Raw genomic sequence first — 26,981 nt, forward strand, 5'->3', positions numbered from 1 at the left:
TATGCAGAGGACTTCAACCATTACAGGCCGCACGCTTATATTGACGGCCCCCTTCCCAGGATTCGGGAAGCATATGATTGCAACCCCAGCCGCCGGATGCGTCCCGCGACTGGCGCCAGCTTATAACAGAGGATAACCGCGCATGGTGCTTGGCAAACCACAAACAGACCCGACTCTCGAATGGTTCTTGTCTCATTGCCACATTCATAAGTACCCATCGAAGAGCACGCTGATTCACCAGGGTGAAAAAGCGGAAACGTTGTACTACATCGTCAAAGGCTCAGTGGCAGTGCTCATCAAGGACGAAGAAGGGAAAGAGATGATCCTCTCTTACCTGAACCAGGGCGACTTTATCGGTGAACTGGGCCTGTTTGAAGAGGGCCAGGAGCGCAGCGCATGGGTACGGGCGAAAACCGCCTGTGAAGTGGCCGAAATTTCCTATAAAAAATTCCGTCAGCTGATCCAGGTCAACCCGGATATTCTGATGCGTCTCTCGTCGCAGATGGCACGCCGCCTGCAGGTCACCTCTGAGAAAGTGGGTAACCTCGCCTTCCTCGACGTGACCGGCCGCATCGCGCAGACCCTGCTGAACCTGGCTAAACAGCCGGACGCCATGACCCATCCGGACGGGATGCAGATTAAAATCACCCGCCAGGAGATCGGCCAGATCGTCGGCTGCTCCCGTGAAACCGTGGGCCGTATTCTGAAGATGCTGGAAGATCAGAACCTGATCTCCGCGCACGGCAAAACCATCGTCGTCTACGGAACGCGTTAAGCTTTAAGAACGGCGGATCGCCTCTGCGGACGCCGTTTTTGCTCTCTCCCTCATGTGGCGCAGGTTAATCTACCACCCCGAAGTTAACTACGCACTGCGGCAAACGCTGGTGCTGTGCCTTCCCGTGGCCATCGGTCTGGCGCTGGGTCATCTTCAGCATGGTCTACTGTTCTCGCTGGTGCCCGCCTGCTGCAACATTGCCGGTCTTGATACTCCGCACAAACGCTTCTTTAAGCGCCTGATTATCGGCGGCTCGCTGTTTGCCGGCTGTAGCCTGGCGGTGCAGCTGCTGCTGGGGGCCAACGTTGCGCTCCCGCTGATCCTCGCCGGGCTGGCAATGCTGCTGGGCGTCACGGCGGAAATCAGTCCTCTACACGCACGCCTGCTGCCCGCTTCGCTTATCGCCGCCATCTTTACCCTCAGCCTGGCGGGCAATATGCCGGTCTGGGAGCCGCTGCTCATCTACACCCTGGGCACGCTCTGGTACGGCGCGTTTAACTGGTTCTGGTTTTGGCTGTGGCGCGAGCAGCCCCTGCGCGAATCGTTAAGCCTGCTCTACCGCCAGCTCGCCGACTACTGCGAGGCGAAGTACAGCCTGCTGACGCAGCACGCCGATCCGGAGAAGGCCCTGCCGCCGCTGCTGGCGCGCCAGCAAAAGGCGGTGGATCTCATCAGCCAGTGCTATCAGCAGCTGCATATGCTCGCCGCCAACCAGCATAACGACTACAAGCGTCTCCTGCGGGCGTTTCAGGTGGCGCTGGATCTGCAGGAGCACATCTCGGTCAGCCTACACCAGCCGGAAGAGGTGCAGAAGCTGGTGGAGCGCAGCCACGCCGAAGCGGTGATCCGCTGGAATGCGCAGGTGGTCGCCGCCCGGCTTCGGGTGCTGGCGGACGACATTCTGTACCATCGCTACCCGACCCGCTTCACCATGGAGAAGCAGATTGGCGCCCTGGAGAAGATCGCCCGCCAGCATCCGCAAAATCCGGTTGGCCAGTTCTGCGCCTGGCACTTTAGCCGTATCGCCCGCGTGCTGCGCACCCAGCGCCCGCTCTATACCCGCGACCTGATGGCCGACCAGCAGCGCCGCCAGCCGCTGTGGGAAGCGCTCAAGAGCTATCTGTCGCTGAAATCTCCGGCGCTGCGCAATGCCGCCCGCATCAGCGTTATGCTGAGCATCGCCAGCCTGATGGGCAGCGCCCTGCATCTGCCGAAGCCCTACTGGATCCTGATGACGGTGCTGCTGGTTACGCAGAACGGCTACGGCGCTACCCGGGTGCGTATTTTACACCGGGCGGCAGGCACGCTGGCGGGGTTAACGGTTGCTGGCGTTGCTCTGCACTTCCATGTTCCGGAGGGGTATACCCTGCTGGGCATGCTGTTTATCACGCTCATTAGCTACCTGATCATTCGCAAAAGCTACGGCTGGGCGACGGTAGGGTTCACCATTACGGCGGTGTACTCGATTCAAATTCTGACCCTGAGCGGCGAGAACTTTATCGTTGCCCGACTGATCGATACCCTGATTGGCTGTCTGATTGCCTTCGGCGGGATGGTCTGGCTCTGGCCGCAGTGGCAGAGCGGGCTGCTGCGGAAAAACGCCCATGATGCGATTGAGAAGGATCAGGATGCGATTCGTCTGATCCTCAGCGACGATCCGCAGCCCACGCCGCTGGCCTACCAGCGGATACGGGTCAACCAGGCGCACAACGCCCTCTTCAACTCGCTGAATCAGGCGATGCAGGAGCCGGGGTTCAATACCCACTATCTGGCAGATATGAAGCTCTGGGTGACCCATAGCCAGTTTATCGTCGAGCATATTAACGCCCTGACGACGCTGGCCCGGGAGCACGCCATGCTGACGCCGGACCTGGCCCAGCGCTATCTGGAGTCATGCGAAATTGCGCTTCAGCGCTGCCAGCAGCGGCTGGACTATGACGGGGCCGGAGCATCCGGGGACGCGAATATTCTTGAAGCGCCGGAGACGCTCACCCACGGCCCAATGAGCCCAATGGAGATGCACCTCCAGCGTATTATCGGGCATCTGAACAGCATGCACACCATCTCGTCGGTGGCATGGCGTCAGCGCCCGCATCATGGCATCTGGCTTAATCGCCGGTGGAGTAAAGACTAGGCCCGCGCGATGTTGGCTACCGCTACGGCAAAGCGCTGCATGCCTTCATCAATATCCTGCTCGCTGACAACCAGCGACGGGGCAAAGCGCATCACGTCCGGCCCGGCGTTCAGCACCATCACCCCTTCGTCAGCAGCAGCGTAAAGCAAATCGCGGGCGCGCCCCTTGTACTGCGGTTTTAGCTCGGCACCAATCAGCAGGCCCATGCCGCGAATATCGCTGAACACGTCAAACTGCTCGTCGATCTGCTGCAAATGGTTGACGAAGCGCTGGCGCTTCTCGCTAACGCCTTGCAGCACCTCAGGCGAGCTAATGATGTCAAAGGCTGCACCTGCCACCGCGCAGGCCAGCGGGTTGCCGCCGTAGGTCGAGCCATGGGAGCCGACGTGGAACGCGCTAGCGATCGCCTCAGTAGTCAGCACGGCGCTGATGGGGAAACCGCCGCCCAGTGCCTTGGCGCTGGTGAGGATATCTGGCGTTACGCCGTAGTGCATGTAGGCAAAGAGATCGCCGCTGCGCCCCATTCCGCACTGCACTTCATCAAAAACCAGCAGCGCCTGGTGCTGGTCGCACAGCTCGCGCAGGCCCTGTAAGAATTCTGGCGTGGCGGCGGTCACGCCCCCTTCCCCCTGTACCGGCTCAACCACCACTGCACAGGTGTGATCGTCCATCACCGCTTTCACCGCATGAAGATCGTTGAACGGCACGTGGATAATATCAGCGGGTTTCGGTCCGAAGCCGTCAGAGTATTTCGGCTGGCCGCCGACCGAGACGGTAAACAGCGAGCGTCCGTGGAAGGCGTTATGGAAGGCGATGATTTTGGTTTTGTACGGACTGTGGCGCGTAGAAGCGTAGTAGCGCGCCAGCTTAAAGGCGGTTTCGTTGGCCTCGGTGCCGGAGTTCATAAATAGCACGCGCTCGGCAAAGGTGGAATCGATAATCTTGCGCGCCAGGCGCAGCGCTGGCTCGTTGGTAAAGACGTTGCTGGTATGCCACAGGGTTTCGCCCTGGCTTTTCAGCGCCTCCACCAGCGCAGGATGGCAGTGGCCCAGTGCCGTAACGGCAATCCCGCCCGCGAAATCAACATACTCCTTGCCCTGCTGATCCCACACTCGACTGCCTTTGCCCTTCACCGGGATAAACTCCGCCGGTGCATAAACGGGCAGAATTACTTCGTCAAATGTTGCGCGCGTAACTGCGTTCTGTTCAGTTGCCATGTCATGCCCATCCGTTATATGCAGTGATTATATACAGCAATGATTATGAAAATATAATCATAAAATATGCATAAAAAATCAGTGCATGGCAACTAAAAATCGGTCTGGTTAAGAAAGTTTGCCAGCAGCGCGTGCCCCTGCTCGCTCAGGATACTCTCCGGGTGGAACTGCACGCCATGCAGATCCCACTCCCGATGACGAATCGCCATAATCTCCTGCGTATCGCTCCAGGCGGTCACCTCGAAGCAGTCTGGCAGCGTCGCGGGATCGATTAGCAGCGAATGGTAGCGGGTGACGGTAAGCGGATTATTGAGCCCATGAAACACGCCCCGGCCGCTGTGGGTAATAGGCGAGGTTTTGCCATGCATCACCTTCTGCGCCCGCACGATGGTTGCGCCAAAAACCTGAGCAATCGCCTGGTGGCCGAGGCAGACGCCGAGGATCGGCAGCTTACCGGCGTAGTGGCGGATGACCGCCAGCGATATGCCCGACTCGTCCGGCGTGCAGGGGCCAGGCGAGATTACGATCTTCTCCGGAGCCAGCGCCGCGATATCGGCGAGGGTTATCTCATCGTTGCGCTTCACCACGACCTCAGCGCCGAGCTCGCAGAAGTACTGATAGAGGTTCCAGGTAAAGGAGTCGTAGTTGTCGATAAGCAGGATCATGGTAAGTCACTTGATAACTATCTTTGCGACATTGTACGCAGCCTGAGAAATTCTGACTATGACCTACTGAAAGAAGTGCTTACTATTGCACTAAGTGCTACAGTAAAGTGAACAGGGATGTGAATCAAATGCGGGTTTTTAAAACAAAATGGTTCAGTAAAACGGCAAAAAACCATGCCATCAAGGACGATGAATTATGTCTGGCTATCAACGCTGTATATGAAGGAAAAGTCGATGACCTTGGCGGCGGCGTCTATAAAAAGCGCCTGAACCATAATCGCGATCGCGCCATTATCCTGGCTAAAGGTGGGAGGAATTGGTTTTACACTTTCCTGTATGCCAAACAGGATATGGCAAATATCACTCATGAAGAACTCACAGGCTTTCGAACACTCGCAAAGCATTACGCGTGCCTGAAAACTGAAAAACTGAGCTTGTTAATTGACGCTAAAGAGTTGCTGGAGATTTGTCATGACCGCAAAAGAGAAATTTAAAAGCACCGCTTTTGAAGCGATTCATAGCGCTGCTGCGGGATTACACAGCGTAGATGCCATTTCTCAGGAAACAATGCGTAGCTTTGATAAAGCCTGCATCGGTCAGGTAGATGACATCCAGCCGGATGAAATCAAAAAGCTGCGGGAGAAGTTTAACGTTAGCCAGCCTGTTTTTGCCCACTATTTAAATACCAGCGTTTCAACCATACAAAAATGGGAAAGCGGGGCTAAAAGGCCGAATGGGTTATCGCTAAAGCTGTTAAGTGTTATACAAAAGCATGGGCTGGACATATTGATATAGATATGTCCGCCCCTGCGTAGGCCGGATAAGCGCAGCGCCATCCGGCAACGTTTTACTCCGCTTCGCTCACCACGTGGGTAAAGATAGCGATCAGTGCCGAGAGGTCGCCCATTGCGCCACTCTGGTTGGCTGCACTCCAGGCCTCTGGCTCAATGCCGCGCCAGTCCAACAGGTAGCCTGCATGGATCGCCAGCTGTTCGAAGAAGATCCGCTCGGCAATGCCGTTGCCGATGCGGAACGGGTGCAGGACGTTAATTTCGCAATAGTAGTGTGCTAAACGCTCGATAAACGCGGTTTTCTCCAGGCCCTGCAACCAGTCCTCATCTTCCAGCGCCTGCATCAGGGCGTTGCCCTCGTTCTCGATATAGTCAAAATTACAGAAGCGCGTATCGCCCTGATAGATGTTGACCTCACGGATCTCACCGGCCCATTCAAAGATATCCTGGTAGAGATGACGATGGATGGCGCAGAGGTGCGGCAGGCCCCGGGCAACGGGACCCAGCTCCAGCGTCGCGGCACGCAGCGCGGTAAACTCATATGCCGTCTCTTCGAGCTGTTTCGCCTGATGGATGCCCAGCCGGTTGCTCATCACGTTGCGGCCGGCGTAGAAGTACGGGTCGCGCCCGTCACCAAACTTATCGCTCATGCTGCCTCCGCAGCGCCTCAAGGCGCGCCTCTGCTTCTTCTGCGTTGAGCGTTACCAGGGCGCACTCCACCCCTTCCAGCGCCCTGCTGGCCTGGAAATTGACATTACGCTGCTGCTCCCAGAGACGGGATTTTTGCCGTTCGGTGAGTTTTTTCGCCATTGTGTCTCCCTGATGATGTGCGTCATTTGCCACAAGTATAAGCGGCATTTTCACGTTACGCAGGGAAGCAGGCAGAGCACGGGCAGGCGATGCCCGTGCAAAAAAGCGTTAGGGCAGAACTTTTGCGGAGAGAATAACCACCGGTTTTGACGGCACATTCTGATACGGGCCGACGTTGTGGGTCTGTACTTGGGAGATCTTGTCTGCGATATCCATGCCTTTCACAACTTTACCAAAAACGGCGTAGCCGAAGTCGCGCTGGCCGTGATCGAGGAAAGCGTTATCCGCCACGTTGATGAAGAACTGGCTGGTGGCGCTGTCTTTGTCAGCGGTACGGGCCATGGAGATGGTGCCGCGGGTGTTGCGCAGGCCATTATCCGCTTCGTTCTTGATCGGCGGGTTCGGCTGCTTCTGCTGCATCTGCTCGTTAAAGCCGCCGCCCTGCACCATAAAGCCGGGGATCACGCGGTGAAAGGTGGTGTTGTTATAGAAGCCGCTGTTCACATAGTCGACAAAATTTTTCACCGATACCGGGGCTTTCTGGCTGTTCAGCTCCAGCTCGATGTTACCGGCAGAGGTGGTTAACAGAACGTGAGGGTCGCCTTTTGCCGCGAGGGCTGCGGGTGAAATTGCAGAGAGAGCAAAGATAGCCGCCACAGCCGCCAGAGTCGTTTTAACCATGTGAATTCCTAACAGTGAACAGAGAAGAGAGCGAGTCGCTTGATTCTAAAGAGCATGCCGCCCCCAGGCCAGCGCTTTACTCAATTTTACGAATTTGAAACAGATGTGTCTGCACCTGGTTATGCGGTAATACGGTGAAAATTTGTGACACATTTCAAAATAAACTGTGCAACGTGAACGATTTTCACTTTTAAAGATTTAAATGTGTCACCCGAACGCATAAAATCTGCCCGTTCACGGCGCAGTCAACGCGCTTTACACTTCTATTCACAGGCCAGTCTCATGACTAACAGCAACAGAATTAGGCTCACATGGATCAGCTTCTTCTCCTACGCCCTTACCGGTGCGTTGGTGATCGTCACCGGTATGGTGATGGGCGATATCGCGAAGTACTTCGATCTTCCGGTTTCCAGCATGAGCAACACCTTCACCTTCCTGAACGCAGGGATCCTGATCTCTATCTTCCTGAATGCCTGGCTGATGGAGATCGTACCGTTAAAAACCCAGCTGCGTTTTGGCTTCGTGCTGATGGTGCTGGCCGTCGCCGCGCTGATGCTGAGCCACAGCCTGGCGCTCTTCTCCGCCGCGATGTTCGTGCTGGGGCTGGTGAGCGGTATCACCATGTCCATCGGCACCTTCCTGGTGACCCAAATGTATGAAGGTCGCCAGCGTGGCTCTCGCCTGCTGTTCACCGACTCCTTCTTCAGCATGGCCGGGATGATCTTCCCGATGGTAGCCGCGTTCCTGCTGGCCCGCAGCATTGAGTGGTACTGGGTCTACGCCTGCATTGGTCTGGTCTACGTTGCCATCTTCGTACTGACCATCGGCTGCGAGTTCCCGGCGCTGGGCAAGCATGCGGCCCCAAGCGACAAGCCGGTAGTGAAAGAGAAGTGGGGCGTTGGCGTCCTGTTCCTCTCTATCGCCGCGCTCTGCTACATCCTCGGCCAGCTGGGCTTTATCTCCTGGGTGCCGGAGTATGCCAAAGGTCTGGGCATGGACGTCAGCGGTCAGGGCAAACTGGTCAGCGACTTCTGGATGTCTTACATGGTCGGCATGTGGGCGTTTAGCTTTATCCTGCGCTTCTTCGACCTGCAGCGTATTCTGACCGTGCTGGCAGGATTGGCGACCGTGCTGATGTATCTCTTCATCACCAGCAGCCCGGAACATATGGCATGGTTTATTCTGGCTCTGGGCTTCTTCTCCAGCGCCATCTACACCACCATTATCACCCTTGGCTCCCAGCAGACCAAAGTGGCTTCGCCGAAGCTGGTTAACTTTGTCCTCACCTGCGGCACCATTGGTACCATGCTGACCTTCGTGGTTACCGGCCCTATCGTGGCCAACAGCGGCCCACAGGCGGCGCTGATGACCGCTAACGGCCTCTACGCCGTGGTATTCGTCATGTGCTTCGCGCTGGGCTTCGTAACTCGCCATCGTCAACACAACACCACCGCCTCCGCGCACTAAGTTATTCCCGCCCCTTTTCGTCCTGAAAAGGGGCTCATTCCCTCCCCTCCAATAGTTTAATCCCATTAATCTTTAGGGGTAATTCTCCCTGCGCAAAAACCCTATTTTTTGTATGTTATTTGCTCTATGCCGAAAAGCCAGCCAATTCCGTGACTTAGAAAAAAGCTGTTAAATCAGCAATATACTCCTTAGGGAGTAGGTAAAGGTGAACTTGATTTGCATCAATAAACGCCACAGCTGAATCGTTAAGGTAGGCAGTAATAGAAAAGAAATCGAGGCAAAAATGAGCAAAGTCAGAATCGCTATTATCGGTAACGGCATGGTCGGCCACCGTTTTATTGAGGATCTCCTCGATAAAGCTGACGCTGCCCGCTTCGACATTACCGTGTTTTGTGAAGAGCCGCGGAAAGCCTACGACCGCGTCCATCTCTCTTCCTACTTCTCTCACCACACCGCCGAAGAGCTCTCCCTGGTACGCGAAGGCTTCTATGAGAAGCACGGCGTTAAGGTGCTGGTGGGCGAACGTGCTATCACTATCAACCGCCAGGAGAAGGTGATCCACTCTAGCGCGGGCCGCACGGTCTATTACGATAAGCTGATTATGGCCACCGGCTCCTATCCATGGATCCCGCCGATTAAAGGCTCCGAAACCCAGGATTGCTTTGTTTATCGCACTATCGAAGATTTGAACGCCATTGAAGCCTGCGCGCGCCGTAGCCGCCGGGGCGCAGTGGTGGGCGGTGGCCTGCTCGGTCTGGAAGCCGCCGGGGCGCTGAAGAACCTCGGCGTTGAAACCCACGTCATTGAGTTCGCGCCGATGCTGATGGCCGAGCAGCTTGACCAGATGGGCGGCGAGCAGCTGAAACGTAAAATTGAGAGCATGGGCGTGCGCGTGCACACCAGCAAAAATACCCAGGAGATCGTCCAGGAGGGCGTCGAAGGGCGCAAGACCATGCGCTTTGCCGACGGCAGCAGCCTTGAGATCGACTTTATCGTCTTTTCAACCGGTATTCGCCCACGCGACAAGCTGGCGACCCAGTGCGGCCTGGCAACGGCCCAGCGCGGTGGGATCATGGTGAACGACACCTGTCAGACCTCCGACCCGGATATCTACGCCATCGGCGAGTGCGCCAGCTGGAACAACCGCGTCTACGGTCTGGTCGCGCCGGGCTATAAAATGGCGCAGGTGGCGGTGGACCATATCCTCGGCACTCCGAACGCCTTTGAAGGGGCGGACCTCAGCGCCAAGCTGAAGCTGCTGGGCGTGGACGTGGGCGGCATTGGCGATGCCCATGGCCGCACGCCGAACTCCCGCAGCTACGTCTACCTCGACGAGAGCAAAGAGGTCTACAAACGCCTGATCGTCAGCCCGGATAATAAAACCCTGCTCGGTGCGGTGCTGGTAGGCGACACCAGCGACTTTGGCAATTTACAGCAGCTGGTGCTGAACGCCATTGAGCTGCCGGAAAACCCGGATGCGCTGATCCTGCCCGCCCACGCGGGCAGCGGCAAACCCTCAATCGGCGTCGATAAGCTGCCGGACAGCGCGCAGATCTGCTCCTGCTTCGACGTGACCAAAGGCATGCTGATCTCGGCCATCAACAAAGGCTGCCATACGGTAGCGGCGTTGAAGGCAGAAACCAAAGCCGGTACCGGCTGCGGCGGCTGTATTCCGCTGGTGACTCAGGTCCTGAACGCTGAGCTGGCGAAACAGGGTATCGAAGTGAACCACAGCCTGTGCGAACACTTTGCCTACTCTCGCCAGGAGCTGTACCACCTGATCCGCGTGGAAGGGATCAAAACCTTCGACGAGCTGCTGGCAAAACACGGCAAGGGCTACGGGTGTGAAGTGTGTAAACCCACCGTCGGCTCCCTGCTGGCCTCCTGCTGGAACGAATACGTTCTGAAGCCGCAGCATACGCCGCTGCAGGATACCAACGATAACTTCCTTGCCAACATCCAGAAAGACGGCACCTACTCGGTGATCCCGCGTTCTGCCGGCGGCGAAATCACTCCGGAAGGGCTGATGGAGGTGGGCCGTATCGCCCGCGAGTTTAATCTGTATACCAAAATCACCGGCTCACAGCGTATCGGCCTGTTCGGCGCGCAGAAAGATGACCTGCCGGAGATCTGGCGTCAGCTGATTGAAGCCGGGTTCGAAACCGGTCATGCCTATGCCAAAGCGCTGCGCATGGCGAAAACCTGCGTCGGTTCAACCTGGTGCCGCTACGGCGTGGGCGACAGCGTGGGCTTCGGCGTCGAGCTGGAGAACCGCTACAAAGGCATCCGTACTCCGCACAAAATGAAGTTTGGCGTCTCCGGCTGCACCCGCGAATGCGCGGAGGCTCAGGGTAAAGACGTGGGCATCATCGCCACTGAAAAAGGCTGGAACCTTTACGTCTGCGGTAACGGCGGGATGAAACCACGCCATGCGGATCTGCTGGCAGCGGATCTCGACCGCGACACGCTGGTACGCTACCTCGACCGCTTTATGATGTTCTATATCCGCACCGCCGACAAGCTGACCCGTACCGCCTCCTGGCTGGACAATCTGGAAGGCGGCATCGAGTACCTGAAGAGCGTGATTATCGACGACAAGCTTGGCCTGAACAGCCAGCTGGAAGCAGAGATGGCCCGCCTGCGCGACGCCGTTATCTGCGAATGGACCGCTACCGTTAACGATCCGCAGGCGCAGGTGCGCTTCAAACACTTTATCAACAGCGATCGCCGCGACCCGGCGGTACAGATTGTACCGGAACGTCAGCAGCATCGCCCGGCCACGCCGTATGAGCGTATTCCGGTCACTCTGGTGGAGGAAACCGTATGAGCCAGTGGAACACCGTCTGTCAGCTCGCTGACATCGTACCGGCAACCGGCGTCTGCGCCCTGCTGAATAACCAGCAGATCGCGATTTTCCGCCCGCGGGCTGATGAGCAGGTCTATGCCATCAGCAACATCGATCCCTTCTTTGAGGCCAGCGTGCTGTCACGCGGCATCATCGCCGAGCACGACGGCGAACTGTGGGTTGCCAGCCCGCTGAAGAAACAGCGCTTCCGCCTGCGCGACGGCCTGTGCATGGAGGATGCGGACCACTCCGTAGCCCGCTTCGATGCCCGGGTTAAAGACGGCGAAGTACAGATTAAAGCGTAATACCCCAGCGGGGGTGCAATGCCCCCGCCCGTTAACTTTCTCTTTTTGTTTGAATTTTCTTTTCTAACTTTTTTACACAAAATCATTTGAGTTGCATCGCGGCGGCAACTGAACGAATCCCCAGGAGCATAGTTAACTATGTGACTGGGGTGAGAGAAGGCAGCCAACAAAGAGGCAGCTCGAAGGATGAAGTGTACAAGGATAATCATCATGTTCACCGACACTATCAACAAGTGTGCGGCTAACGCTGCGCGCATTGCACGCCTCTCTACACATAATCCGCTGGGCTTCTGGATCAGCTCCGCAATGGCCGGGGCCTACGTGGGCCTGGCGATTATCCTCATCTTTACCCTTGGCAACCTGCTTGACCCGGCGGTACGTCCGCTGGTCATGGGTGCGACCTTTGGTATCGCGCTGACGCTGGTGATCATCGCCGGTTCCGAGCTGTTTACCGGCCACACCATGTTCCTGACCCTGGGCGTGAAAGCGGGCACCATCAGCCACGGCCAGATGTGGACGATCCTGCCGCAAACCTGGCTAGGAAATCTGGTGGGTTCGGTACTGGTGGCCCTGCTCTACTTCTGGGGTGGCGGCAGCCTGCTGTCGGTCGATACCAGCCTGGTACACACCGTGGCGCTGGCGAAAACCAGCGCGCCCGCCAGCGTCCTGTTCTTCAAGGGGGTGCTCTGCAACTGGCTGGTGTGTCTGGCGATCTGGATGGCGATCCGTACCGAAGGCGCGGGAAAATTCCTTGCTATCTGGTGGTGCCTGCTGGCGTTTATCGCCTCTGGTTACGAGCACTCGGTCGCCAACATGACCCTGTTCGCCCTCTCCTGGTTTGGGCATCACAGCGACGCCTACACCCTGTCCGGTATTGGACATAACCTTTTGTGGGTAACCCTGGGGAATACTTTATCCGGAGCCATATTTATGGGGCTGGGATATTGGTATGCTACCCCTCGCGCAGAGCGTCCTACACCTGCTAAAAACGCCGCGCAGGAAACCGTTAGCCCTTAAAGCGAGTTAGCGCTTAAAAACTACAACGAGGTTTATGTCGTGCACCATCTTCCTATTTTTTGCCAGTTACGCGATCGCGACTGCCTGCTCGTCGGCGGTGGCGATGTCGCAGAGCGTAAAGCCCGCTTGCTTCTGGAAGCCGGTGCGCGCCTTACCGTCAATGCGCTGCACTTCGATCCGCAGTTTACCGCGTGGGCGGACGAAGGCATGGTCACTCTGGTAGAGGGCCACTTTGATGAGGCGCTGCTCGATCCCTGCTGGCTGGTGATTGCCGCGACCGACGACGATGCGGTCAATCAGCAGGTCAGCGATGCGGCGGAAGCGCGCCGTATCTTCTGTAACGTGGTTGATGCGCCGAAAGAGGCGAGCTTTATCATGCCGTCGATTATCGACCGCTCGCCGCTGATGGTAGCGATCTCCTCTGGCGGCACCTCGCCGGTACTGGCGCGCCTGCTGCGGGAAAAGCTGGAGTCGCTGCTGCCACTGCACCTCGGCAAAATTGCTGGCTACGCCGGCACCCTGCGCGGACGAGTGAAAGCCACCTTCGCTACCATGGCCGAGCGCCGCCGCTTCTGGGAGAAGTTTTTCACCAACGACCGTCTTGCTCAGTATCTGGCCAACAGCGATCGCCTTGCCATCGACAACGAGACGGAGTCGCTGTTTAACACGCCGCTCGATAACCGGGGGGAAGTGGTGCTGGTTGGCGCGGGGCCGGGCGATGCCGGGCTGCTAACGCTGAAGGGCCTCCAGCAGATCCAGCAGGCGGACGTGGTGGTCTACGACCGTCTGGTCTCGGACGACATTATGAACCTGGTGCGCCGCGACGCCGACCGTATTTTTGTCGGTAAACGTGCGGGCTACCACTGCGTGCCGCAGGAGGAGATTAACCAGATCCTGCTGCGCCAGGCGCAGTCCGGCAAGCGCGTAGTGCGCCTGAAGGGCGGCGATCCGTTTATCTTTGGTCGCGGCGGCGAAGAGCTGGAGACGCTGTGCCATGCGGGGATCCCCTTCTCCGTGGTGCCGGGCATTACCGCCGCCTCAGGCTGCTCCGCCTACTCGGGCATTCCGCTGACCCATCGCGACTACGCTCAAAGCGTGCGGCTGATCACCGGCCACCTGAAAACCGGCGGCGAGCTGGACTGGGAGAACCTGGCCGCAGAGAAGCAGACCCTGGTGTTCTATATGGGGCTAAATCAGGCCGTAACGATCCAGCAGAAGCTGATCGAGCACGGGATGCAGGCGGATATGCCGGTGGCGCTGGTGGAGAACGGCACGGCGGTACAGCAGCGGGTCGTGAGCGGGGTATTGAGCGAGCTGGGTACGCTGGCGCAGCAGGTTGAGAGTCCGGCGCTGATTATCGTTGGTCGCGTCGTCGCCCTGCGCGACAAGCTGAACTGGTTCTCGCACCACTAATAATAGTCATCGTAATCATCGTAGGCCGGGCAAGGCAACGCTGCCGCCCGGCGTTACTGCATCAGCAGAGAAACGCCCGGCGGCGCTGCGCTTACCGGGCCTACAGTACTCTTTACGGCTTAGCAACAAAGCCAATCGCTTCGTATACCGCTTTCAGCGTCTCTGCGGCGCGGGCGCTGGCTTTCTCGGCACCCTCTTTCATAATGCGCTGCAGGAAGGCTTCATCATTACGGTAGCGGTGGTAGCGCTCCTGAAGCTCGGTCAGCATGCCGGAGACCGCATCCGCAACTTCACCCTTCAGGTGACCGTACATTTTACCTTCGAAGTGCTGCTCCAGCTCGGCAATGCTCTGCCCAGTCACGCCAGAGAGGATATCCAGCAGGTTAGAGACGCCCGCCTTCTCCTTCACGTCGTAGCGCACCACCGGCGGCTCTTCGGAATCGGTTACCGCACGCTTGATCTTCTTCACCACCGACTTTGGATCTTCCAGCAGGCCGATAACGTTGTTGCGGTTATCGTCAGACTTGGACATCTTCTTGGTCGGCTCCAGCAGGGACATCACGCGCGCGCCGGATTTCGGAATGAACGGCTCCGGTACTTTGAACACGTCGCCGTAGATGGCGTTGAAGCGTTGGGCGATATCGCGGCTCAGCTCCAGATGCTGCTTCTGATCCTCACCGACCGGGACCTGGGTGGTCTGATAGAGCAGGATATCTGCCGCCATCAGCACCGGGTAGTCAAACAGGCCGGCGTTGATGTTCTCAGAGTAGCGCGCTGACTTGTCTTTAAACTGGGTCATGCGGCTCAGCTCGCCGAAATAGGTGTAGCAGTTCAGCGCCCAACCGAGCTGCGCATGCTCCGTCACGTGGGACTGAACGAAAATGGTGCTCTTCTCGGGATCGATTCCGCAGGCCAGGTAGAGCGCCAGCGTATCCAAAGTGGCCTTACGCAGCTTCTCTGGATCCTGACGGGCGGTAATGGCGTGGAGATCCACGATGCAGTAGATGCAGTCGTAGTCATCCTGCATGGTTACCCACTGACGCAGCGCACCCATATAGTTGCCGATGGTCAGTTCACCTGAGGGCTGTGCGCCACTAAAGACGATGGGCTTAGTCATTTTTCTGTTCCTGATGTTCACTATATGGAAGCCCAAGCGCGGGCAGTAACTCTTTGAAATGGTCGAAGATGTGATCCGGCTCGCTCAGGGCGATGGCTTCGCCGTAGTTATAGCCGTAGGTGAGGCCCACGGCACAGCAGCCAGCCGCCTTCGCCGCCTGAATATCATTCCGCGAATCGCCGACAAACAGCAGCGCCTGCGGTGCCACCCCTAGCTTCTCAGCCACCCGCAGCAGCGGCTCCGGGTGCGGCTTTTTATTTTTGACGTCGTCACCGCCGATCACCAACGTGAAATAGCGGGCGATATCCAGCGCCTCTAGCAGGGGAGCAACAAACGGCGTCGGCTTATTGGTTACCAGCGCCAGCGGATAGCCCTCTTCATGCAGGGCGGCCAGGGTAGCGGCGACGTCCGGGAAGAGAAAGCTGCCCTTTTCAACCACGTCGGCATAGTAGCGATCGAAAAGCTTGCGCAGAATGCGGGCCTGCTCCTCTTCAGGAATGGCCGCGTGATCGATAGCCGGTTTGCCCGCCATCGCACGCTGGCTGGCATGCTCCTGACGAGACCATGCCAGCGCACGCTGCATCAGCACGTCAGCGCCGTTGCCGATCCACGTCACCACCCGCGCCTCACCGGCGGCGGGCAGCTCCAGGGCATAAAGCGCCTGGTCTACGGCGTGGGTCAGACCCGGGGCGCTATCAACCAGCGTACCGTCGAGATCGAAGGCAATAGCCTGAATTCCGTCGATTTTTTTAGCCATGATGAACCTTTGCCAGCTCGCTGCGCATTTTATCGATCACGCTACGGTAGTCCGGCTGGTTAAAAATGGCCGAGCCCGCAACAAACATATCTGCGCCCGCGGCGGCAATTTCACCGATGTTATCCGCCTTCACGCCGCCGTCAACTTCAAGGCGAATGTCGTAGCCGGAGGCATCAATGCGACGGCGCACTTCGCGCAGCTTGTCGAGCGTATGGGGAATAAAGGATTGGCCGCCAAAGCCGGGGTTAACGGACATCAGCAGGATCACATCAAGCTTGTCCATGACGTAGTCAAGCCAGCTCAGGGAGGTCGCCGGGTTGAATACCAGCCCCGCTTTACAGCCATGCTCTTTGATCAGCTGCAGCGAGCGGTCGACGTGCTCGCTGGCTTCGGGATGGAAAGTAATAATGCTCGCCCCTGCGGCAGCGAAATCCGGGATCAGCCGGTCTACCGGTTTCACCATCAGGTGGACGTCAATGGGGGCGGTGATGCCATAGTCGCGCAGGGCTTTCAATACCATCGGCCCCATCGTCAGGTTAGGGACGTAGTGGTTATCCATGACGTCAAAATGCACCACGTCGCCACCGGCTGCCAGCGCGTTAGCGGTGTCCTCGCCCAGGCGGGCAAAGTCAGCCGACAGAATTGAAGGGGCAATCAAATACTGTTTCATCCGCATCTCCTTGAGAACTATTTTTTGTCTGCCGGGCGATAGAGCGCCAGCAGTTCGTCCACCTTTTTGCGTGTGCCACCGTTGCTGCTGATGCTGCGGCGCACTTTAACCTGAAAATGCGTCGCGGCTTTGTACCACTCACGGGTGTCCGGCGTATCGTGATTCGAAATTAACACTGGGATTTGCTTGCTGACCAGTATTTCCGCCATCTCTGCCAGACGTACCTGCTCTAGCGGACTAAAGCTATTGGTATGGTAGGCGGTAAAGTTCGCCGTCGCGGAGAGCGGTGCATAGGGCGGATCGCAGTAGACCACGGAGTTAGCGTCGGCGAGCTCCATGCACGCCTCATACGAGAGGCAGCGAAACTCCGCGTTCTGGGCCTTTTCAGCAAAGTGGTACAGCTCGGCTTCCGGGAAGTAGGGCTTTTTATACCGGCCAAAGGGCACGTTAAACTCGCCGCGCAGGTTATAGCGGCACAGGCCGTTATAGCCGTGGCGGTTAAGATATAAAAACAGCACCGCACGCCGCAACGGATCCCGACACTGGTTGAACTCGGTACGCAGCCGGTAGTAGACCTCAGCATGGTTATGCTGCGGCGTAAACAACTCGCGGGCGTTGAGGACGTACTCATCGGTGCGGGTTTTGACGATATTGTAGAGACCGATCAGATCGCTGTTAATATCCGCGAGGATATAGCGAGAAAAGTCGGTATTCAGAAATACCGACCCGGCCCCGACGAAGGGTTCAATGAGGCACTCACCCGGTGGTAAATGCTTTTTAATGTCGTCGAGCAGGGGGTATTTCCCCCCTGCCCATTTCAGAAAAGCGCGATTTTTTTTCATGCTGACTAACTAATGACACCCTTTGCAGCTGGGGCGTAAGCCCGACAGCATTTGCGCTTTACTCATTACTTGAGATCGGCCTGCACCTGATGCAGCGGCTTCGCCCACGGGTTTTTCGCCTGCACGTCGGCTGGCAACGTAGAGACGGCGCGTTTAGCATCATCTTTCGACGCATAGACACCGCTCACCAATACGTACCACGGCTGACCGTTACGCGAGGTCTGATAAACCACGAAGTTTTTCAGATTCTCTTTCTTCGCCCACGCGTTCAGGTTGTTGTAGTTCGACGAGCTGCTCAGCTGCAGCGTGTAGTGGCTGCCCGGTGCTGACTTCAGGGAACCCACGTTGCCGGTAGAGGCGTTGGCCGTGGCCGCAGGCGCTGCTGCCGGTGCGGTGGCGGCTGGCGCTGGGGTCGTGGCAGGCTTCGCCGACTGGGTCGGTGCCGTTGCTGTTACCGCTGCAGACGGCTTCGCCGCAGGGGCTGCGCTGGCCGTTGCTTTTGGCTGGGCCGTGCTCGCCGCTGGCGCAGTGGTGGCCGCCGTCTCGGTGCGCTTCGGCTGGACTGCTGCTTTCGGCGCGCTCTGGGCTGGCTTCGGCTCGATTACCGTCTGCTGGCGCTCGGTGCGCGGTGCTGCACGATGCTCGGTTGCGGAGGCCTGACGCTCAGACGCGGCGGTCTGGCGCGACTCTGCTGCTTTCGCGTTATGTACCGGCGCAACGGTAGCAGGCTCGGTTGGCAGAGTGGAGTTCACCGCCACGCTGTCTACCTGGTTTTGGTTCTGCGGCTGCGCCAGGGCGTTGTTCAGATCGCCCTGCACTTCAACACGCTGCTGTCCTTCCGGCGCGGCAGGCGTCTGCCCCTGGGTTGGCGTAGAGGCGATGGGTGGCAGAGAGACATCCTGCGGATTACCTGCCGTCTGCTCAGCCGAGGTCGTGCCCGGTGCAGGCTGCGTGCCGTTGGCCTGGTCGGCGGCGTTATCTGACAGATTGACGCTCTTCTCCGAGGAGGCCTGTTCGCTGCCGGACTTATCGGCAGGGGACTTCAGCGCAGAGCCGATGCCCACGATCAGCAGGAGTAGAACCAAGATCCCCAGCCCCATCATCAGGTACTGGCGGGAAGCAGGTTTAGCGGCAGGGGCTTTTTTACGCTTGCGAGGGCGACGCTCTACGCGCTCCTCATCCACGGCGCTCTCTTCCAGCTCCTCTTCCTCATAGCTTTCGTCAACCTCTTCACGTGCTTTACGCGTCCGTGAAGGGCGACGATCGTCAGCGTCCAGATCGACATCGTCGAAGTTGATCTGCGGATCGCTGTCGCGGTCAGAAGACTGGCGCGTACGACCAGGGCGACGATCGCTGGGATCGGTTTTCAGCTCGTCTTCTGGTTTGAATTCATCCATTTAACACCCCACTCAAAGGCTAATGCCAACCACTCGTGCGCATTGCCCAAAGTTAAACACCACGACTGGCGTGGCCAGACCTTTTTCGTTTTCACGCCTGCTGGCAATCAGCAATGGCGCCAAGAACAACATCGTGTGGCACTCCGCCACGGACTTCACTCTTCCCTATCGCCAGCGGCAGGACTAAACGCATCTCGCCCGCCAGCACCTTTTTGTCGCGCAGCATGTGAGGAATATACGCCGCTGCGGACATCTCCCGCGGACCGTTGACCGGCAGGCCAGCGCGCGTGAGTAAGGTAATGATTCGCTGCGTATCGTCCCGGCTGAATTGACCGAGGCGTTCAGCCGCGCGTGCTGCCATGACCATTCCCGCCGCCACCGCTTCACCGTGCAGCCAGTTACCGTAGCCCATTTCAGCTTCGATAGCGTGACCAAACGTGTGGCCCAGGTTGAGTAAAGCACGTAAGCCGGTCTCGCGCTCGTCCGCAGCGACAACTTCGGCTTTTAGTTCACAACAGCGGCGAATGCAGTAGGCCATGGTGGGACCGTCGAGGCGCAAAAGCGCATCGAGATTCTCTTCCAGCCAGCCAAAGAACGCGGCGTCAAGAATGATGCCGTACTTGATGACTTCAGCCAGGCCAGAGGAGAGTTCGCGCGCGGGAAGCGTCGCCAGGCAGTCGAGATCGACGACCACCGAGGCGGGCTGGTAGAACGCGCCGATCATATTTTTGCCAAGAGGGTGATTCACCGCCGTCTTGCCGCCAACGGACGAATCGACCTGAGAAAGGAGCGTGGTGGGCACCTGAATAAAGCGCACGCCACGTTGATAGCTCGCAGCCGCAAAGCCGGTTAGATCGCCTACCACGCCGCCGCCAAGAGCCACCAGCGTCGTATCGCGCCCGTGAGGTTTCTGCAACAGGGCGGTGAAAACCGTATCCAGTACCGCCAGGCTTTTGTACTGCTCACCGTCCGGCAGCACGACGCTGTCAACCCGCACACCCGCCTGTTCAAGAACATGGCGGATTTTTTCAAGATAGAGCGGAGCCAGCGTCTCGTTAGTGACCAGCATCACCTGGTCGCCTGACTTCAACGGCAAGAAGGAAGCTGGATCGTTAAACAAACCAGCCGCGATGGTGATTGGGTAACTACGTTCCCCAAGAGTGACGGTAATCCTCTCCATGACGCGACATCCACCTTAATTGCGTAAACCTGCAGGCGTTATAGTAAGCCAGAATCAGTTGCTTTCCAGCATATGAATAATCTGGTTTGCGACTACTTTTGCGCTCTGATCGTCTGTGCGAATGGTGACGTCGGCAATCTCTTCGTAGAGAGGATTCCGTTCGTCGGCCAGCGCTTCGAGAACTTCTCGCGGCGGCGTCTCCACCTGTAACAGGGGACGCTTTTTATCGCGTTGAGTACGAGCCAGCTGCTTTTCGATAGTGGTTTCCAGATACACCACTACGCCACGGGCGGAGAGACGATTACGGGTTTCGCGGGATTTCACAGAGCCGCCGCCTGTCGCCAGCACAATGCCCTGCTTCTCGGTCAGTTCGTTAATGACCTTTTCTTCGCGATCGCGGAAACCTTCTTCACCTTCTACATCGAAGACCCAGCCCACATCAGCTCCGGTTCGTTTCTCAATCTCTTGATCAGAATCGTAAAATTCCATATTGAGTTGTTGAGCTAACTGACGCCCAATAGTGCTTTTGCCGGCACCCATAGGCCCAACCAGAAAGATATTGCGTTTCTCTGCCATTTTTTCGGTACTACTATAAGACTATTCGTTAATGGTAAACCCACTTCGCAGACACCTGGCGGAGCAGGACATGAACTGAAACCTCATATGCGTAAGTTCGAGAATCAGACTGAAAATTATCTCAATACTCGCGCTGTTTTGGCAACTGAATAAATCACCAACCTTGCGAAGAGGCCAATTGAGGTAAGACGGGAGTAGCTGACGCTCAAAATCGGTACTCCTTGTAAGCTAATTCATCTCTCACGTCAAACACCTGAGTTCAGTTCATGGCAAAAATCATCATATTTGGGTCGTATCCTTCATGCCTTAATGCAGCGGCATAAGGCGTGGCGTGATGAAAACCACCAGCTCGCGCCGCTCGTTATCGTTACCGTCGTGGCGAAAAAGGCGGCCCAGCCAAGGTACGCTGCCCAGCCCAGGCACGCTCTCGCTGCCGGATTTATTCTGTTGCTGAAAGATGCCGCCCAACGCCAGCGTATCGCCGCTGCCGACTTCGACCTGGGTTTCGATCTCCTGCTTATCAATAGCCAGCACTTCGCCATCCGCCTGCTGAAGCACCTGACCGGGCATATTCTGGCTGATATGCAGTTTCAAACGCACCCTGCCGTCCGGCAGTACCGTCGGCGTGACCTCCATGCCCAGCACCGCCTCCTTGAACTCGACCGAGGTCGCGCCGCTCTCACCGCTGGAGACCTGATAGGGAATTTCGCTCCCCTGCTTGATGCTGGCAGGCTGCTGATGGGAGGCCAGCAGGCGCGGGCTGGCAATGATTTCCAGCTGCTGCGCCTGCTCGAGGGCCGACAGCTCGACGTCCAGCATGCGGCCATCGATGCGTCCGATATTAAACCCCACGCGCGTCGTGGCATCGCTCACCGAGAGATCGCTGCTGAGCGTAGTGAGATCGCCAATCTTCCCTGCCGCCTGCGCCTCGGCCAGCGTCCACTTTACCCCGAGCTCGCGCAGGCTTTTTTCATTAATCGTTACAATATGTGCCGCCAGTTCTACCTGGGCGACGGGCAGATCCATCTCTGCGATCCAGCGCGCTATAGCCTGTATCGACGCCGCATTGTCACGGAGCAGCAGGCGGTTCATGCGTTTGTCGGCCATCATCGAGCCCTGCGGGCTGAGCAGCTTTCCTCCTGCCTTGGCCAGCTCTTCCGCCTCGGCATAGCGTAGCGTAACGCTCTTCTCCACCAGCGGCAGAGCGCTCTGCTGCTTCGCCTTGTCGGCCTCACGCTTCTCCTGCTGCTGCTCTCCCCACGCCTGGGTATGCACCTGGAGAACGCTGCCCTCTTTCTGCACGATCAGTGCCGCGCTGGCGATCACCGTTTGCAGAGCCTGCTTCCACGGAACGTCTACCAGATGCAGAGAGATCGTGCCGCTGACCTCTGGCGCAACGATAAGGTTGTACCGCCCCAGCTCTGCAAGTGTTTGTAGCACCTGCACCACCGGAACATCATCGACGACCAGCGTCACCGGGACCGGGCTTTTTGCCCATGCTGGCAGCATGCTGAGAAGCAGCCCTGCTGCCGTTATCCATTTTTTCATCCTTAGCTCCTTGTCGCTGCCACTGCCACTGCGCCGGTTCGCAGCCTGCCGCGGTGGTAATGTGCAACGTCTGCTCAGTGACCGAGACAACCTGCCAGCCGGGCGGCAGGCGCTCTCCCGCCGCCGCTCTGATCCACCGTCCCTCGGCGTTACGCAGCACGCCCCGGCGGTGCCCATTAACGTCAATAAAACCCTGGTAGCGCCACTGGGCCAGCGTCGCCGTCTGACAGCGGTCCGGCAGCGGCTGAAAAGGATCGCGCATGCCGAGCAGCAGCGGCAGCACAAGCAGCCACGCCCGGCGTGAGTCAGGAACCATCGCTGCTCTCCAGCTCAAGGCGCAGATGCAGCACGCCCTCTTTTAGCGCCAATGAAAAGGCGGTGGCCTGCATACGCTGTTCGGCGAGGCGGGCAAAGGTCTCGGGGACATCCTGCCACCCGGTTTGCAGCACCAGCTCACCGCCGTGGGCGTTCGGATGCCAGCTCAGCAGCCGGGCGCTGCCGGTCTGGAAAGCCAGCGCGGAAAAAGCACGCTCGGGCAGGATCGCGGTCGTCGCCTGCTCCTCTGCCTGGCGCAGCGGCATCGCGCTTGCCCACAGCTGGCTGCGGCTCTGCTGCTGGGCTCGGATCTCAGTCAGCCGCTGCGTCTGCTCGCGCATGCACGGGCGTACCGCCAGCAGCCAGGCCAGCACGGTGCAGCCTAAGGCCATTGTCAGCCAGATGGCTCCCCGGCTACGGGCAGAGAGCGAGAGCCAACGCTCAGGGTTGAGGTGCATGGGGCACGTCCAAAAGCAGAGTGTAATTAAATTGCCAGCGTCCCTGCGCATCCCGCGAGGCGGCACCGGGCTTATCCATTCGCAGGCCGGGGATCGCGTTTAACGCCTTTTCCAACTGACCTAGCGCCATAAAACTCACCGCATAGCCTGCCAGCGACAGCGTGCCCTGCTGAAAGCGCAGCTCGCTCAGCCAGACCTGCTCTGGCAGCATGTCAGCCAGACGGGTTAACGTCTGCTGCCACTCCCGCGTGGCCTGTAACCGCTGGTCACGCTGCTGTCGGGCCTGCCGCTCTGCCTGCTGGGCAAGCAGGCGCGCATGTCGCTGGGCCAGCCCTACCTGCAATGTTACGCCCGCCTGCTGCACCTGCCTTAGCCGCTGGTTCTCCTGTAGCGCGTGCATTCGCAGCATCGCGGCCAGCAGCACAATCAGCAGCACGGTAGCAGAGAAGATCGTTATCCAGACCCGCAGGCAGCGGCGCTGCTGCCGGGCACGCCAGGGAAGAAAGTTAACCGCCTGCGCCACTACTCACCTCCCAGCGCCAGGCCAATGGCGACCGCCCAGGCCGCGCCGTTTTCCGGTAGCGGTGGGGACAGCCGGGCAATGGCGCTCCAGGGATCGAAGCTGCCCGGTCCGGCATCGCAAAGCGTGCCCTCCGCCAGCGGCAGGCCCAGCAGCTGGGCCAGATCGTCAAAGGTACCGGCCTCTTCATGGGCGCGCCGTCCCCAGCCGCTGCGCGTTGCCCACAGCCACTGGGAGGCGTCACGCCAGGCCAGCCAGCGCAGCGGCGGGGCAAGCAGCGGGATAAAGCGCTGTAGGGCACAGGCGTCAGGGGTGATGGCCGAGAGATGCAGGTTAAGGTTATCCGCCAGCGTCATCAGGGCGGCAACGTCACTGTTCTGTGCCGCCGTCACGCTCCAGGCGCGCTGTACGCTGTCATCGGTGTAGTCGATGCGCAGGTCGTCGGCAGGCATGCCCAGCTCGCGGGCGAAGTTGTTGGTCACCCACTGTAGCTGGGCGCTTTCGCCTAGCCGGACGGTAGGACGTGGAAGCCGCTTTTGCAGCGTACGCCTGGCCGGAAAAGCGAGGCTAATCTGGTGCCTGCGCGGCAGGGTTTTACTCCACCCCTGCAGCGCCATCTGGAGGCGTTCGGGCTGCCTGATCTGCCCGTCGATAATCGTCCCCGCCTCCAGGGGCAGCTGCCACCAGCGGCGCAGTGCAGAGCAGGATTTTTCCTGCATCAGCGCGATGGCATAGACGCCATCCTGCTGAATATGAAGGCCTATTCGCCAGCGACTGATTGCCATAAATCGCGATCTCCTTATCGTTCGTCGGGGTGACGGCTATATCAATGCATCAGGCTTGCCTTTATACTACGCCGCGATTGTTTATAAACTGCCCAAAGAAAACTAAATGGGAAATCTCCGGTGAAGTTCGTAAAGTATCTATTTATCCTTGCAGTTTGTTGCATTCTGCTGGGAGCAGGCTCGGTTTATGGCCTCTACAAATTTATTGAGCCACAGCTGCCTGACGTCGCCACGCTGAAAGACGTGCGGCTGCAAATTCCGATGCAGGTGTACACCGCCGACGGCGAGTTGATTGCGCAGTACGGCGAAAAGCGCCGCATTCCGCTGACCCTGGATCAGATCCCGCCTGTTATGGTTAAAGCCTTCATTGCCACGGAAGACAGCCGTTTTTATGAGCATCACGGCGTCGATCCGGTGGGGATTTTCCGTGCCGCCAGCGTCGCGCTCTTCTCCGGCCACGCTTCTCAGGGCGCGAGTACCATTACGCAGCAGCTGGCGCGTAACTTCTTTCTCAGTCCGGAAAAGACCCTGATACGTAAGCTGAAAGAGGTTTTCCTGGCGATCCGCATTGAGCAGATGATGAGCAAGGATGAGATCCTTGAGCTTTACCTGAACAAGATCTACCTCGGCTACCGCGCCTACGGCGTGGGTTCGGCGGCACAGGTCTATTTTGGTAAGTCAGTCGACCAGCTGACCCTGAGCGAGATCGCGGTGATTGCCGGGCTGCCAAAAGCACCCTCTACCTTCAACCCGCTCTACTCTCTCGACCGGGCCACCTCGCGGCGTAACGTGGTGCTGGCGCGGATGTTGAGCGAAGGCTATATCAGCCAGTCGCAGTACGACAGCGCCCGCAGTGAAGCCATTGATGCCAACTATCACGCGCCGGAGATCGCCTTCTCCTCCCCTTATCTCTCGGAGATGGTGCGCCAGGATATGGTGTCGCGCTACGGCGAGAAGGCCTATGAGGATGGCTATCGGGTCTACACCACCATCACGCGGAAGACACAGGAGGCGGCCCAGAAGGCGGTACGCGACAACGTGATGGATTACGACATGCGTCACGGCTATCGCGGACCGGCAAACGTGCTGTGGAAGCTGGGCGAAAGTCCCTGGGATAGCAAAAAAATCACCGACTCTCTGCGGGCGCTGCCGACCTATGGGCCGCTGCTCCCTGCCGTGGTGATGCAGGCCAATGCCCAGGAAGCGACAGCGATGCTGGCCGACGGCACGTCAGTGTCGCTGCGCATGGACGGCGTGCGCTGGGCACGTCCTTTCCGCTCGGATACCGCTCAGGGCGCGACGCCGCGCCGGGTGACCGATGCGGTACAGGCCGGACAGCAGATTTGGGTTCGCCAGGTGAACGACGCCTGGTGGCTGGCGCAGGTGCCGGACGTGAACTCGGCTCTGGTCTCCATCAATCCGCAGAACGGAGCGGTGATAGCCCTGGTCGGCGGCTTTGATTTCAACCAGAGCAAATTTAACCGCGCCACCCAGGCGCTGCGCCAGGTCGGCTCCAACATCAAGCCGTTCCTCTATACCGCCGCGATGGACAAAGGGCTGACGCTGGCGAGCATTCTTAACGACGTGCCGATTTCACGCTGGGATGCGGGCGCAGGCTCCGACTGGCGGCCGAAAAACTCGCCGCCGGAGTATGCCGGTCCTATTCGTCTGCGCCAGGGGTTAGGCCAGTCGAAAAACGTGGTGATGGTGCGGGCCATGCGGGCGATGGGCGTCGATTACGCTGCGGAGTACCTGCAACGCTTCGGCTTCCCGGCCCAGAACATTGTTCACACCGAGTCGCTGGCGCTCGGCTCCGCCTCCTTCACCCCACTGCAGGTCGCGCGCGGCTATGCGGTCATGACGAACGGCGGCTTCCTGATCGACCCGTGGTTTATCAGCAAGATCGAAAACGACCAGGGCAAGGTGCTGTTTGAAGCGCAGCCGAAGGTGGCCTGTGCGGAGTGCGATATTCCGGTGATCTACGGTGAGACGCAGAAGTCCAATGTGCTGGAGAACAGCAACGTTGAAGACGTCTCCGTGTCGCAGGAGCAGCAGAACCTCACCGTGCCTATGCCGCAGCTTGAGCAGGCCAACCAGGCGCTGGTGGCGCAGACCGGCGCGCCGCAGTATGCGCCGCATGTGATCAACACCCCGCTTTCGTTCCTGATTAAGAGCGCGCTGAACAGCAACATCTTTGGCGAACCGGGCTGGCAGGGTACCGGCTGGCGTGCCGGGCGCGATCTCAAGCGCAACGATATCGGCGGCAAAACCGGCACCACCAACAGCTCGAAAGATGCCTGGTTCTCCGGCTACGGTCCTGGCGTCGTCACCTCGGTGTGGATTGGCTTTGACGATCACCGCCGCGATCTGGGCCGTACCACCGCCTCCGGCGCGATTAAGGATCAGATCTCAGGCTATGAAGGGGGGGCGAAGAGTGCCCAGCCGGCATGGGATGCCTTTATGAAAAGCGTGCTGGACGGCGTGCCGGAAGCACCGCTCACGCCGCCGCCGGGTATTGTGACGGTGAATATCGATCGCAGCACCGGACAGTTGGCTAACGGGGGCAACAGCCGTCAGGAGTACTTCATTGAAGGCACGCAGCCAACCCAGCAGGCGGTGCATGAGGTGGGTACAACCCTTATCGATAACGGCGAGACGCACGAGCTCTTCTAGCGTGTAAAATGCCGGGTGGCGGC

At 58.5% G+C, this 26,981-nt stretch carries 27 protein-coding genes; 10 read left to right on the forward strand and 17 right to left on the reverse strand.

The window, feature by feature from the left end; genetic code table 11:
* Positions 1-142: 142 nt before the first annotated feature.
* Both crp and EV102420_RS14660 read left to right on the forward strand, forming a co-directional pair.
* Positions 143-775 carry a cAMP-activated global transcriptional regulator CRP gene (gene crp, locus EV102420_RS14655; protein WP_000242758.1) on the forward strand — a complete coding sequence of 211 codons (633 nt, stop codon included), beginning with the start codon at positions 143-145 and terminating at the stop codon, positions 773-775.
* Between the two features lie 52 nt (positions 776-827).
* Positions 828-2,909: a YccS/YhfK family putative transporter gene (locus EV102420_RS14660; protein WP_042393078.1), complete on the forward strand. Its 2,082-nt coding sequence runs from the start codon at positions 828-830 to the stop codon at positions 2,907-2,909.
* On the opposite strand, the gene argD is transcribed toward EV102420_RS14660, so the two are convergent.
* Both argD and pabA read right to left on the reverse strand, forming a co-directional pair.
* A complete protein-coding gene (gene argD / locus EV102420_RS14665) occupies positions 2,906-4,126 on the reverse strand; it encodes a bifunctional acetylornithine/succinyldiaminopimelate transaminase (RefSeq protein ID WP_042393080.1) in 1,221 nt (406 codons plus the stop codon). The two genes, EV102420_RS14660 and argD, sit on opposite strands and share 4 nt — an antisense overlap.
* Before the next feature lie 92 nt (positions 4,127-4,218).
* On the reverse strand, positions 4,219-4,791 hold the full coding sequence (gene pabA, locus EV102420_RS14670) for an aminodeoxychorismate synthase component 2 (RefSeq protein WP_042393082.1): 573 nt from the start codon (positions 4,789-4,791) through the stop codon (positions 4,219-4,221).
* 128 nt (positions 4,792-4,919) lie between these two features.
* On the opposite strand from pabA, the gene EV102420_RS14675 reads away from it, so the two are divergent.
* Together EV102420_RS14675 and EV102420_RS14680 are read left to right on the forward strand one after the other, a co-directional pair.
* Positions 4,920-5,285 (forward strand): type II toxin-antitoxin system RelE/ParE family toxin, encoded by a 366-nt coding sequence (locus EV102420_RS14675; RefSeq protein WP_042393084.1) that lies wholly within the window; start codon positions 4,920-4,922, stop codon positions 5,283-5,285.
* Positions 5,263-5,586 (forward strand): helix-turn-helix domain-containing protein, encoded by a 324-nt coding sequence (locus tag EV102420_RS14680; protein ID WP_042393086.1) that lies wholly within the window; start codon positions 5,263-5,265, stop codon positions 5,584-5,586. The genes EV102420_RS14675 and EV102420_RS14680 overlap by 23 nt, the downstream gene beginning before the upstream one ends.
* Positions 5,587-5,638: 52 nt before the next feature.
* On the opposite strand, the gene EV102420_RS14685 is transcribed toward EV102420_RS14680, so the two are convergent.
* The 3 genes from EV102420_RS14685 to ppiA all read right to left on the reverse strand — a co-directional run bounded on the left by EV102420_RS14685 (position 5,639) and on the right by ppiA (position 7,073).
* Positions 5,639-6,232: a putative adenosine monophosphate-protein transferase Fic gene (locus EV102420_RS14685; RefSeq protein WP_042393087.1), complete on the reverse strand. Its 594-nt coding sequence runs from the start codon at positions 6,230-6,232 to the stop codon at positions 5,639-5,641.
* Positions 6,222-6,392: a FicA/YhfG family antitoxin gene (ficA, locus tag EV102420_RS21515; RefSeq protein WP_072015277.1), complete on the reverse strand. Its 171-nt coding sequence runs from the start codon at positions 6,390-6,392 to the stop codon at positions 6,222-6,224. The genes EV102420_RS14685 and ficA overlap by 11 nt, the downstream gene beginning before the upstream one ends.
* Before the next feature lie 108 nt (positions 6,393-6,500).
* Positions 6,501-7,073, reverse strand: a complete 573-nt coding sequence (gene ppiA, locus EV102420_RS14690; protein ID WP_042393089.1) for a peptidylprolyl isomerase A — start codon at positions 7,071-7,073, stop codon at positions 6,501-6,503.
* 282 nt (positions 7,074-7,355) lie between these two features.
* On the opposite strand from ppiA, the gene tsgA reads away from it, so the two are divergent.
* The 5 genes from tsgA to cysG all read left to right on the forward strand — a co-directional run bounded on the left by tsgA (position 7,356) and on the right by cysG (position 14,120).
* On the forward strand, positions 7,356-8,540 hold the full coding sequence (gene tsgA, locus EV102420_RS14695; protein WP_042393092.1) for an MFS transporter TsgA: 1,185 nt from the start codon (positions 7,356-7,358) through the stop codon (positions 8,538-8,540).
* 283 nt (positions 8,541-8,823) lie between these two features.
* Positions 8,824-11,367, forward strand: a complete 2,544-nt coding sequence (gene nirB, locus EV102420_RS14700) for a nitrite reductase large subunit NirB (protein ID WP_042393094.1) — start codon at positions 8,824-8,826, stop codon at positions 11,365-11,367.
* The gene (nirD, locus tag EV102420_RS14705) at positions 11,364-11,690 is read left to right on the forward strand and encodes a nitrite reductase small subunit NirD (protein ID WP_042393096.1); all 327 of its coding nucleotides are present in this window, start codon (positions 11,364-11,366) and stop codon (positions 11,688-11,690) included. The genes nirB and nirD overlap by 4 nt, the downstream gene beginning before the upstream one ends.
* Positions 11,691-11,900: 210 nt before the next feature.
* Positions 11,901-12,707, forward strand: coding sequence for a nitrite transporter NirC (gene nirC, locus EV102420_RS14710; protein ID WP_042393098.1), 807 nt, complete (start codon positions 11,901-11,903; stop codon positions 12,705-12,707).
* A gap of 39 nt (positions 12,708-12,746) precedes the next feature.
* Positions 12,747-14,120, forward strand: coding sequence for a siroheme synthase CysG (gene cysG / locus EV102420_RS14715; RefSeq protein WP_042393100.1), 1,374 nt, complete (start codon positions 12,747-12,749; stop codon positions 14,118-14,120).
* Positions 14,121-14,232: 112 nt separating this feature from the next.
* Here cysG and trpS read toward each other — a convergent pair whose 3' ends face one another.
* The 12 genes from trpS to EV102420_RS14775 form a co-directional block, all read right to left on the reverse strand.
* Positions 14,233-15,237 carry a tryptophan--tRNA ligase gene (gene trpS / locus EV102420_RS14720; protein ID WP_042393101.1) on the reverse strand — a complete coding sequence of 335 codons (1,005 nt, stop codon included), beginning with the start codon at positions 15,235-15,237 and terminating at the stop codon, positions 14,233-14,235.
* Positions 15,230-15,994, reverse strand: coding sequence for a phosphoglycolate phosphatase (gene gph / locus EV102420_RS14725; RefSeq protein WP_042393103.1), 765 nt, complete (start codon positions 15,992-15,994; stop codon positions 15,230-15,232). The genes trpS and gph overlap by 8 nt, the downstream gene beginning before the upstream one ends.
* Positions 15,987-16,664 (reverse strand): ribulose-phosphate 3-epimerase, encoded by a 678-nt coding sequence (gene rpe / locus EV102420_RS14730; protein WP_042393104.1) that lies wholly within the window; start codon positions 16,662-16,664, stop codon positions 15,987-15,989. The genes gph and rpe overlap by 8 nt, the downstream gene beginning before the upstream one ends.
* Before the next feature lie 17 nt (positions 16,665-16,681).
* Entirely contained in the window at positions 16,682-17,506 is an 825-nt protein-coding gene (gene dam, locus EV102420_RS14735; protein WP_042393106.1) for an adenine-specific DNA-methyltransferase, read from the reverse strand.
* 65 nt (positions 17,507-17,571) lie between these two features.
* Entirely contained in the window at positions 17,572-18,903 is a 1,332-nt protein-coding gene (gene damX, locus EV102420_RS14740; RefSeq protein WP_042393108.1) for a cell division protein DamX, read from the reverse strand.
* Positions 18,904-18,994: 91 nt separating this feature from the next.
* Entirely contained in the window at positions 18,995-20,083 is a 1,089-nt protein-coding gene (aroB, locus tag EV102420_RS14745; RefSeq protein ID WP_042393110.1) for a 3-dehydroquinate synthase, read from the reverse strand.
* A gap of 54 nt (positions 20,084-20,137) precedes the next feature.
* Positions 20,138-20,659 (reverse strand): shikimate kinase AroK, encoded by a 522-nt coding sequence (gene aroK, locus EV102420_RS14750; RefSeq protein ID WP_003861630.1) that lies wholly within the window; start codon positions 20,657-20,659, stop codon positions 20,138-20,140.
* Between the two features lie 306 nt (positions 20,660-20,965).
* Complete coding sequence (gene hofQ, locus EV102420_RS14755) at positions 20,966-22,207, reverse strand: DNA uptake porin HofQ (RefSeq protein WP_042393113.1); 1,242 nt, start codon at positions 22,205-22,207, stop codon at positions 20,966-20,968.
* Complete coding sequence (locus EV102420_RS14760; protein WP_042393115.1) at positions 22,116-22,523, reverse strand: HofP DNA utilization family protein; 408 nt, start codon at positions 22,521-22,523, stop codon at positions 22,116-22,118. Before EV102420_RS14760 ends, hofQ begins: the two co-directional genes overlap by 92 nt.
* Positions 22,513-22,980, reverse strand: a complete 468-nt coding sequence (locus EV102420_RS14765) for a HofO family protein (RefSeq protein WP_115084471.1) — start codon at positions 22,978-22,980, stop codon at positions 22,513-22,515. The genes EV102420_RS14760 and EV102420_RS14765 overlap by 11 nt, the downstream gene beginning before the upstream one ends.
* A complete protein-coding gene (locus EV102420_RS14770) occupies positions 22,964-23,503 on the reverse strand; it encodes a PilN domain-containing protein (RefSeq protein ID WP_042393117.1) in 540 nt (179 codons plus the stop codon). Before EV102420_RS14770 ends, EV102420_RS14765 begins: the two co-directional genes overlap by 17 nt.
* Positions 23,503-24,285, reverse strand: a complete 783-nt coding sequence (locus tag EV102420_RS14775) for a type IV pilus biogenesis protein PilM (protein WP_042393119.1) — start codon at positions 24,283-24,285, stop codon at positions 23,503-23,505. The genes EV102420_RS14770 and EV102420_RS14775 overlap by 1 nt, the downstream gene beginning before the upstream one ends.
* Positions 24,286-24,405: 120 nt before the next feature.
* Between EV102420_RS14775 and mrcA the strand changes: the two genes are divergently transcribed.
* Positions 24,406-26,958 (forward strand): peptidoglycan glycosyltransferase/peptidoglycan DD-transpeptidase MrcA, encoded by a 2,553-nt coding sequence (gene mrcA / locus EV102420_RS14780; RefSeq protein WP_042393121.1) that lies wholly within the window; start codon positions 24,406-24,408, stop codon positions 26,956-26,958.
* The last annotated feature ends 23 nt before the right edge of the window (positions 26,959-26,981 follow it).

This window comes from Pseudescherichia vulneris NBRC 102420 (assembly GCF_000759795.1).
GTDB lineage: Bacteria > Pseudomonadota > Gammaproteobacteria > Enterobacterales > Enterobacteriaceae > Pseudescherichia > Pseudescherichia vulneris.

Bases quoted from the DNA above. Each gene is read 5' to 3' on its own strand.
- crp (WP_000242758.1), top strand. From the start codon at position 143: ATGGTGCTTGGCAAACCACAAACAGACCCGACTCTCGAATGGTTCTTG.
- EV102420_RS14660 (WP_042393078.1), top strand. From the start codon at position 828: ATGTGGCGCAGGTTAATCTACCACCCCGAAGTTAACTACGCACTGCGG.
- argD (WP_042393080.1), bottom strand. From the start codon at position 4,126: ATGGCAACTGAACAGAACGCAGTTACGCGCGCAACATTTGACGAAGTA.
- pabA (WP_042393082.1), bottom strand. From the start codon at position 4,791: ATGATCCTGCTTATCGACAACTACGACTCCTTTACCTGGAACCTCTAT.
- EV102420_RS14675 (WP_042393084.1), top strand. From the start codon at position 4,920: ATGCGGGTTTTTAAAACAAAATGGTTCAGTAAAACGGCAAAAAACCAT.
- EV102420_RS14680 (WP_042393086.1), top strand. From the start codon at position 5,263: ATGACCGCAAAAGAGAAATTTAAAAGCACCGCTTTTGAAGCGATTCAT.
- EV102420_RS14685 (WP_042393087.1), bottom strand. From the start codon at position 6,232: ATGAGCGATAAGTTTGGTGACGGGCGCGACCCGTACTTCTACGCCGGC.
- ficA (WP_072015277.1), bottom strand. From the start codon at position 6,392: ATGGCGAAAAAACTCACCGAACGGCAAAAATCCCGTCTCTGGGAGCAG.
- ppiA (WP_042393089.1), bottom strand. From the start codon at position 7,073: ATGGTTAAAACGACTCTGGCGGCTGTGGCGGCTATCTTTGCTCTCTCT.
- tsgA (WP_042393092.1), top strand. From the start codon at position 7,356: ATGACTAACAGCAACAGAATTAGGCTCACATGGATCAGCTTCTTCTCC.
- nirB (WP_042393094.1), top strand. From the start codon at position 8,824: ATGAGCAAAGTCAGAATCGCTATTATCGGTAACGGCATGGTCGGCCAC.
- nirD (WP_042393096.1), top strand. From the start codon at position 11,364: ATGAGCCAGTGGAACACCGTCTGTCAGCTCGCTGACATCGTACCGGCA.
- nirC (WP_042393098.1), top strand. From the start codon at position 11,901: ATGTTCACCGACACTATCAACAAGTGTGCGGCTAACGCTGCGCGCATT.
- trpS (WP_042393101.1), bottom strand. From the start codon at position 15,237: ATGACTAAGCCCATCGTCTTTAGTGGCGCACAGCCCTCAGGTGAACTG.
- gph (WP_042393103.1), bottom strand. From the start codon at position 15,994: ATGGCTAAAAAAATCGACGGAATTCAGGCTATTGCCTTCGATCTCGAC.
- rpe (WP_042393104.1), bottom strand. From the start codon at position 16,664: ATGAAACAGTATTTGATTGCCCCTTCAATTCTGTCGGCTGACTTTGCC.
- dam (WP_042393106.1), bottom strand. From the start codon at position 17,506: ATGAAAAAAAATCGCGCTTTTCTGAAATGGGCAGGGGGGAAATACCCC.
- damX (WP_042393108.1), bottom strand. From the start codon at position 18,903: ATGGATGAATTCAAACCAGAAGACGAGCTGAAAACCGATCCCAGCGAT.
- aroB (WP_042393110.1), bottom strand. From the start codon at position 20,083: ATGGAGAGGATTACCGTCACTCTTGGGGAACGTAGTTACCCAATCACC.
- aroK (WP_003861630.1), bottom strand. From the start codon at position 20,659: ATGGCAGAGAAACGCAATATCTTTCTGGTTGGGCCTATGGGTGCCGGC.
- hofQ (WP_042393113.1), bottom strand. From the start codon at position 22,207: ATGAAAAAATGGATAACGGCAGCAGGGCTGCTTCTCAGCATGCTGCCA.
- EV102420_RS14760 (WP_042393115.1), bottom strand. From the start codon at position 22,523: ATGGTTCCTGACTCACGCCGGGCGTGGCTGCTTGTGCTGCCGCTGCTG.
- EV102420_RS14765 (WP_115084471.1), bottom strand. From the start codon at position 22,980: ATGCACCTCAACCCTGAGCGTTGGCTCTCGCTCTCTGCCCGTAGCCGG.
- EV102420_RS14775 (WP_042393119.1), bottom strand. From the start codon at position 24,285: ATGGCAATCAGTCGCTGGCGAATAGGCCTTCATATTCAGCAGGATGGC.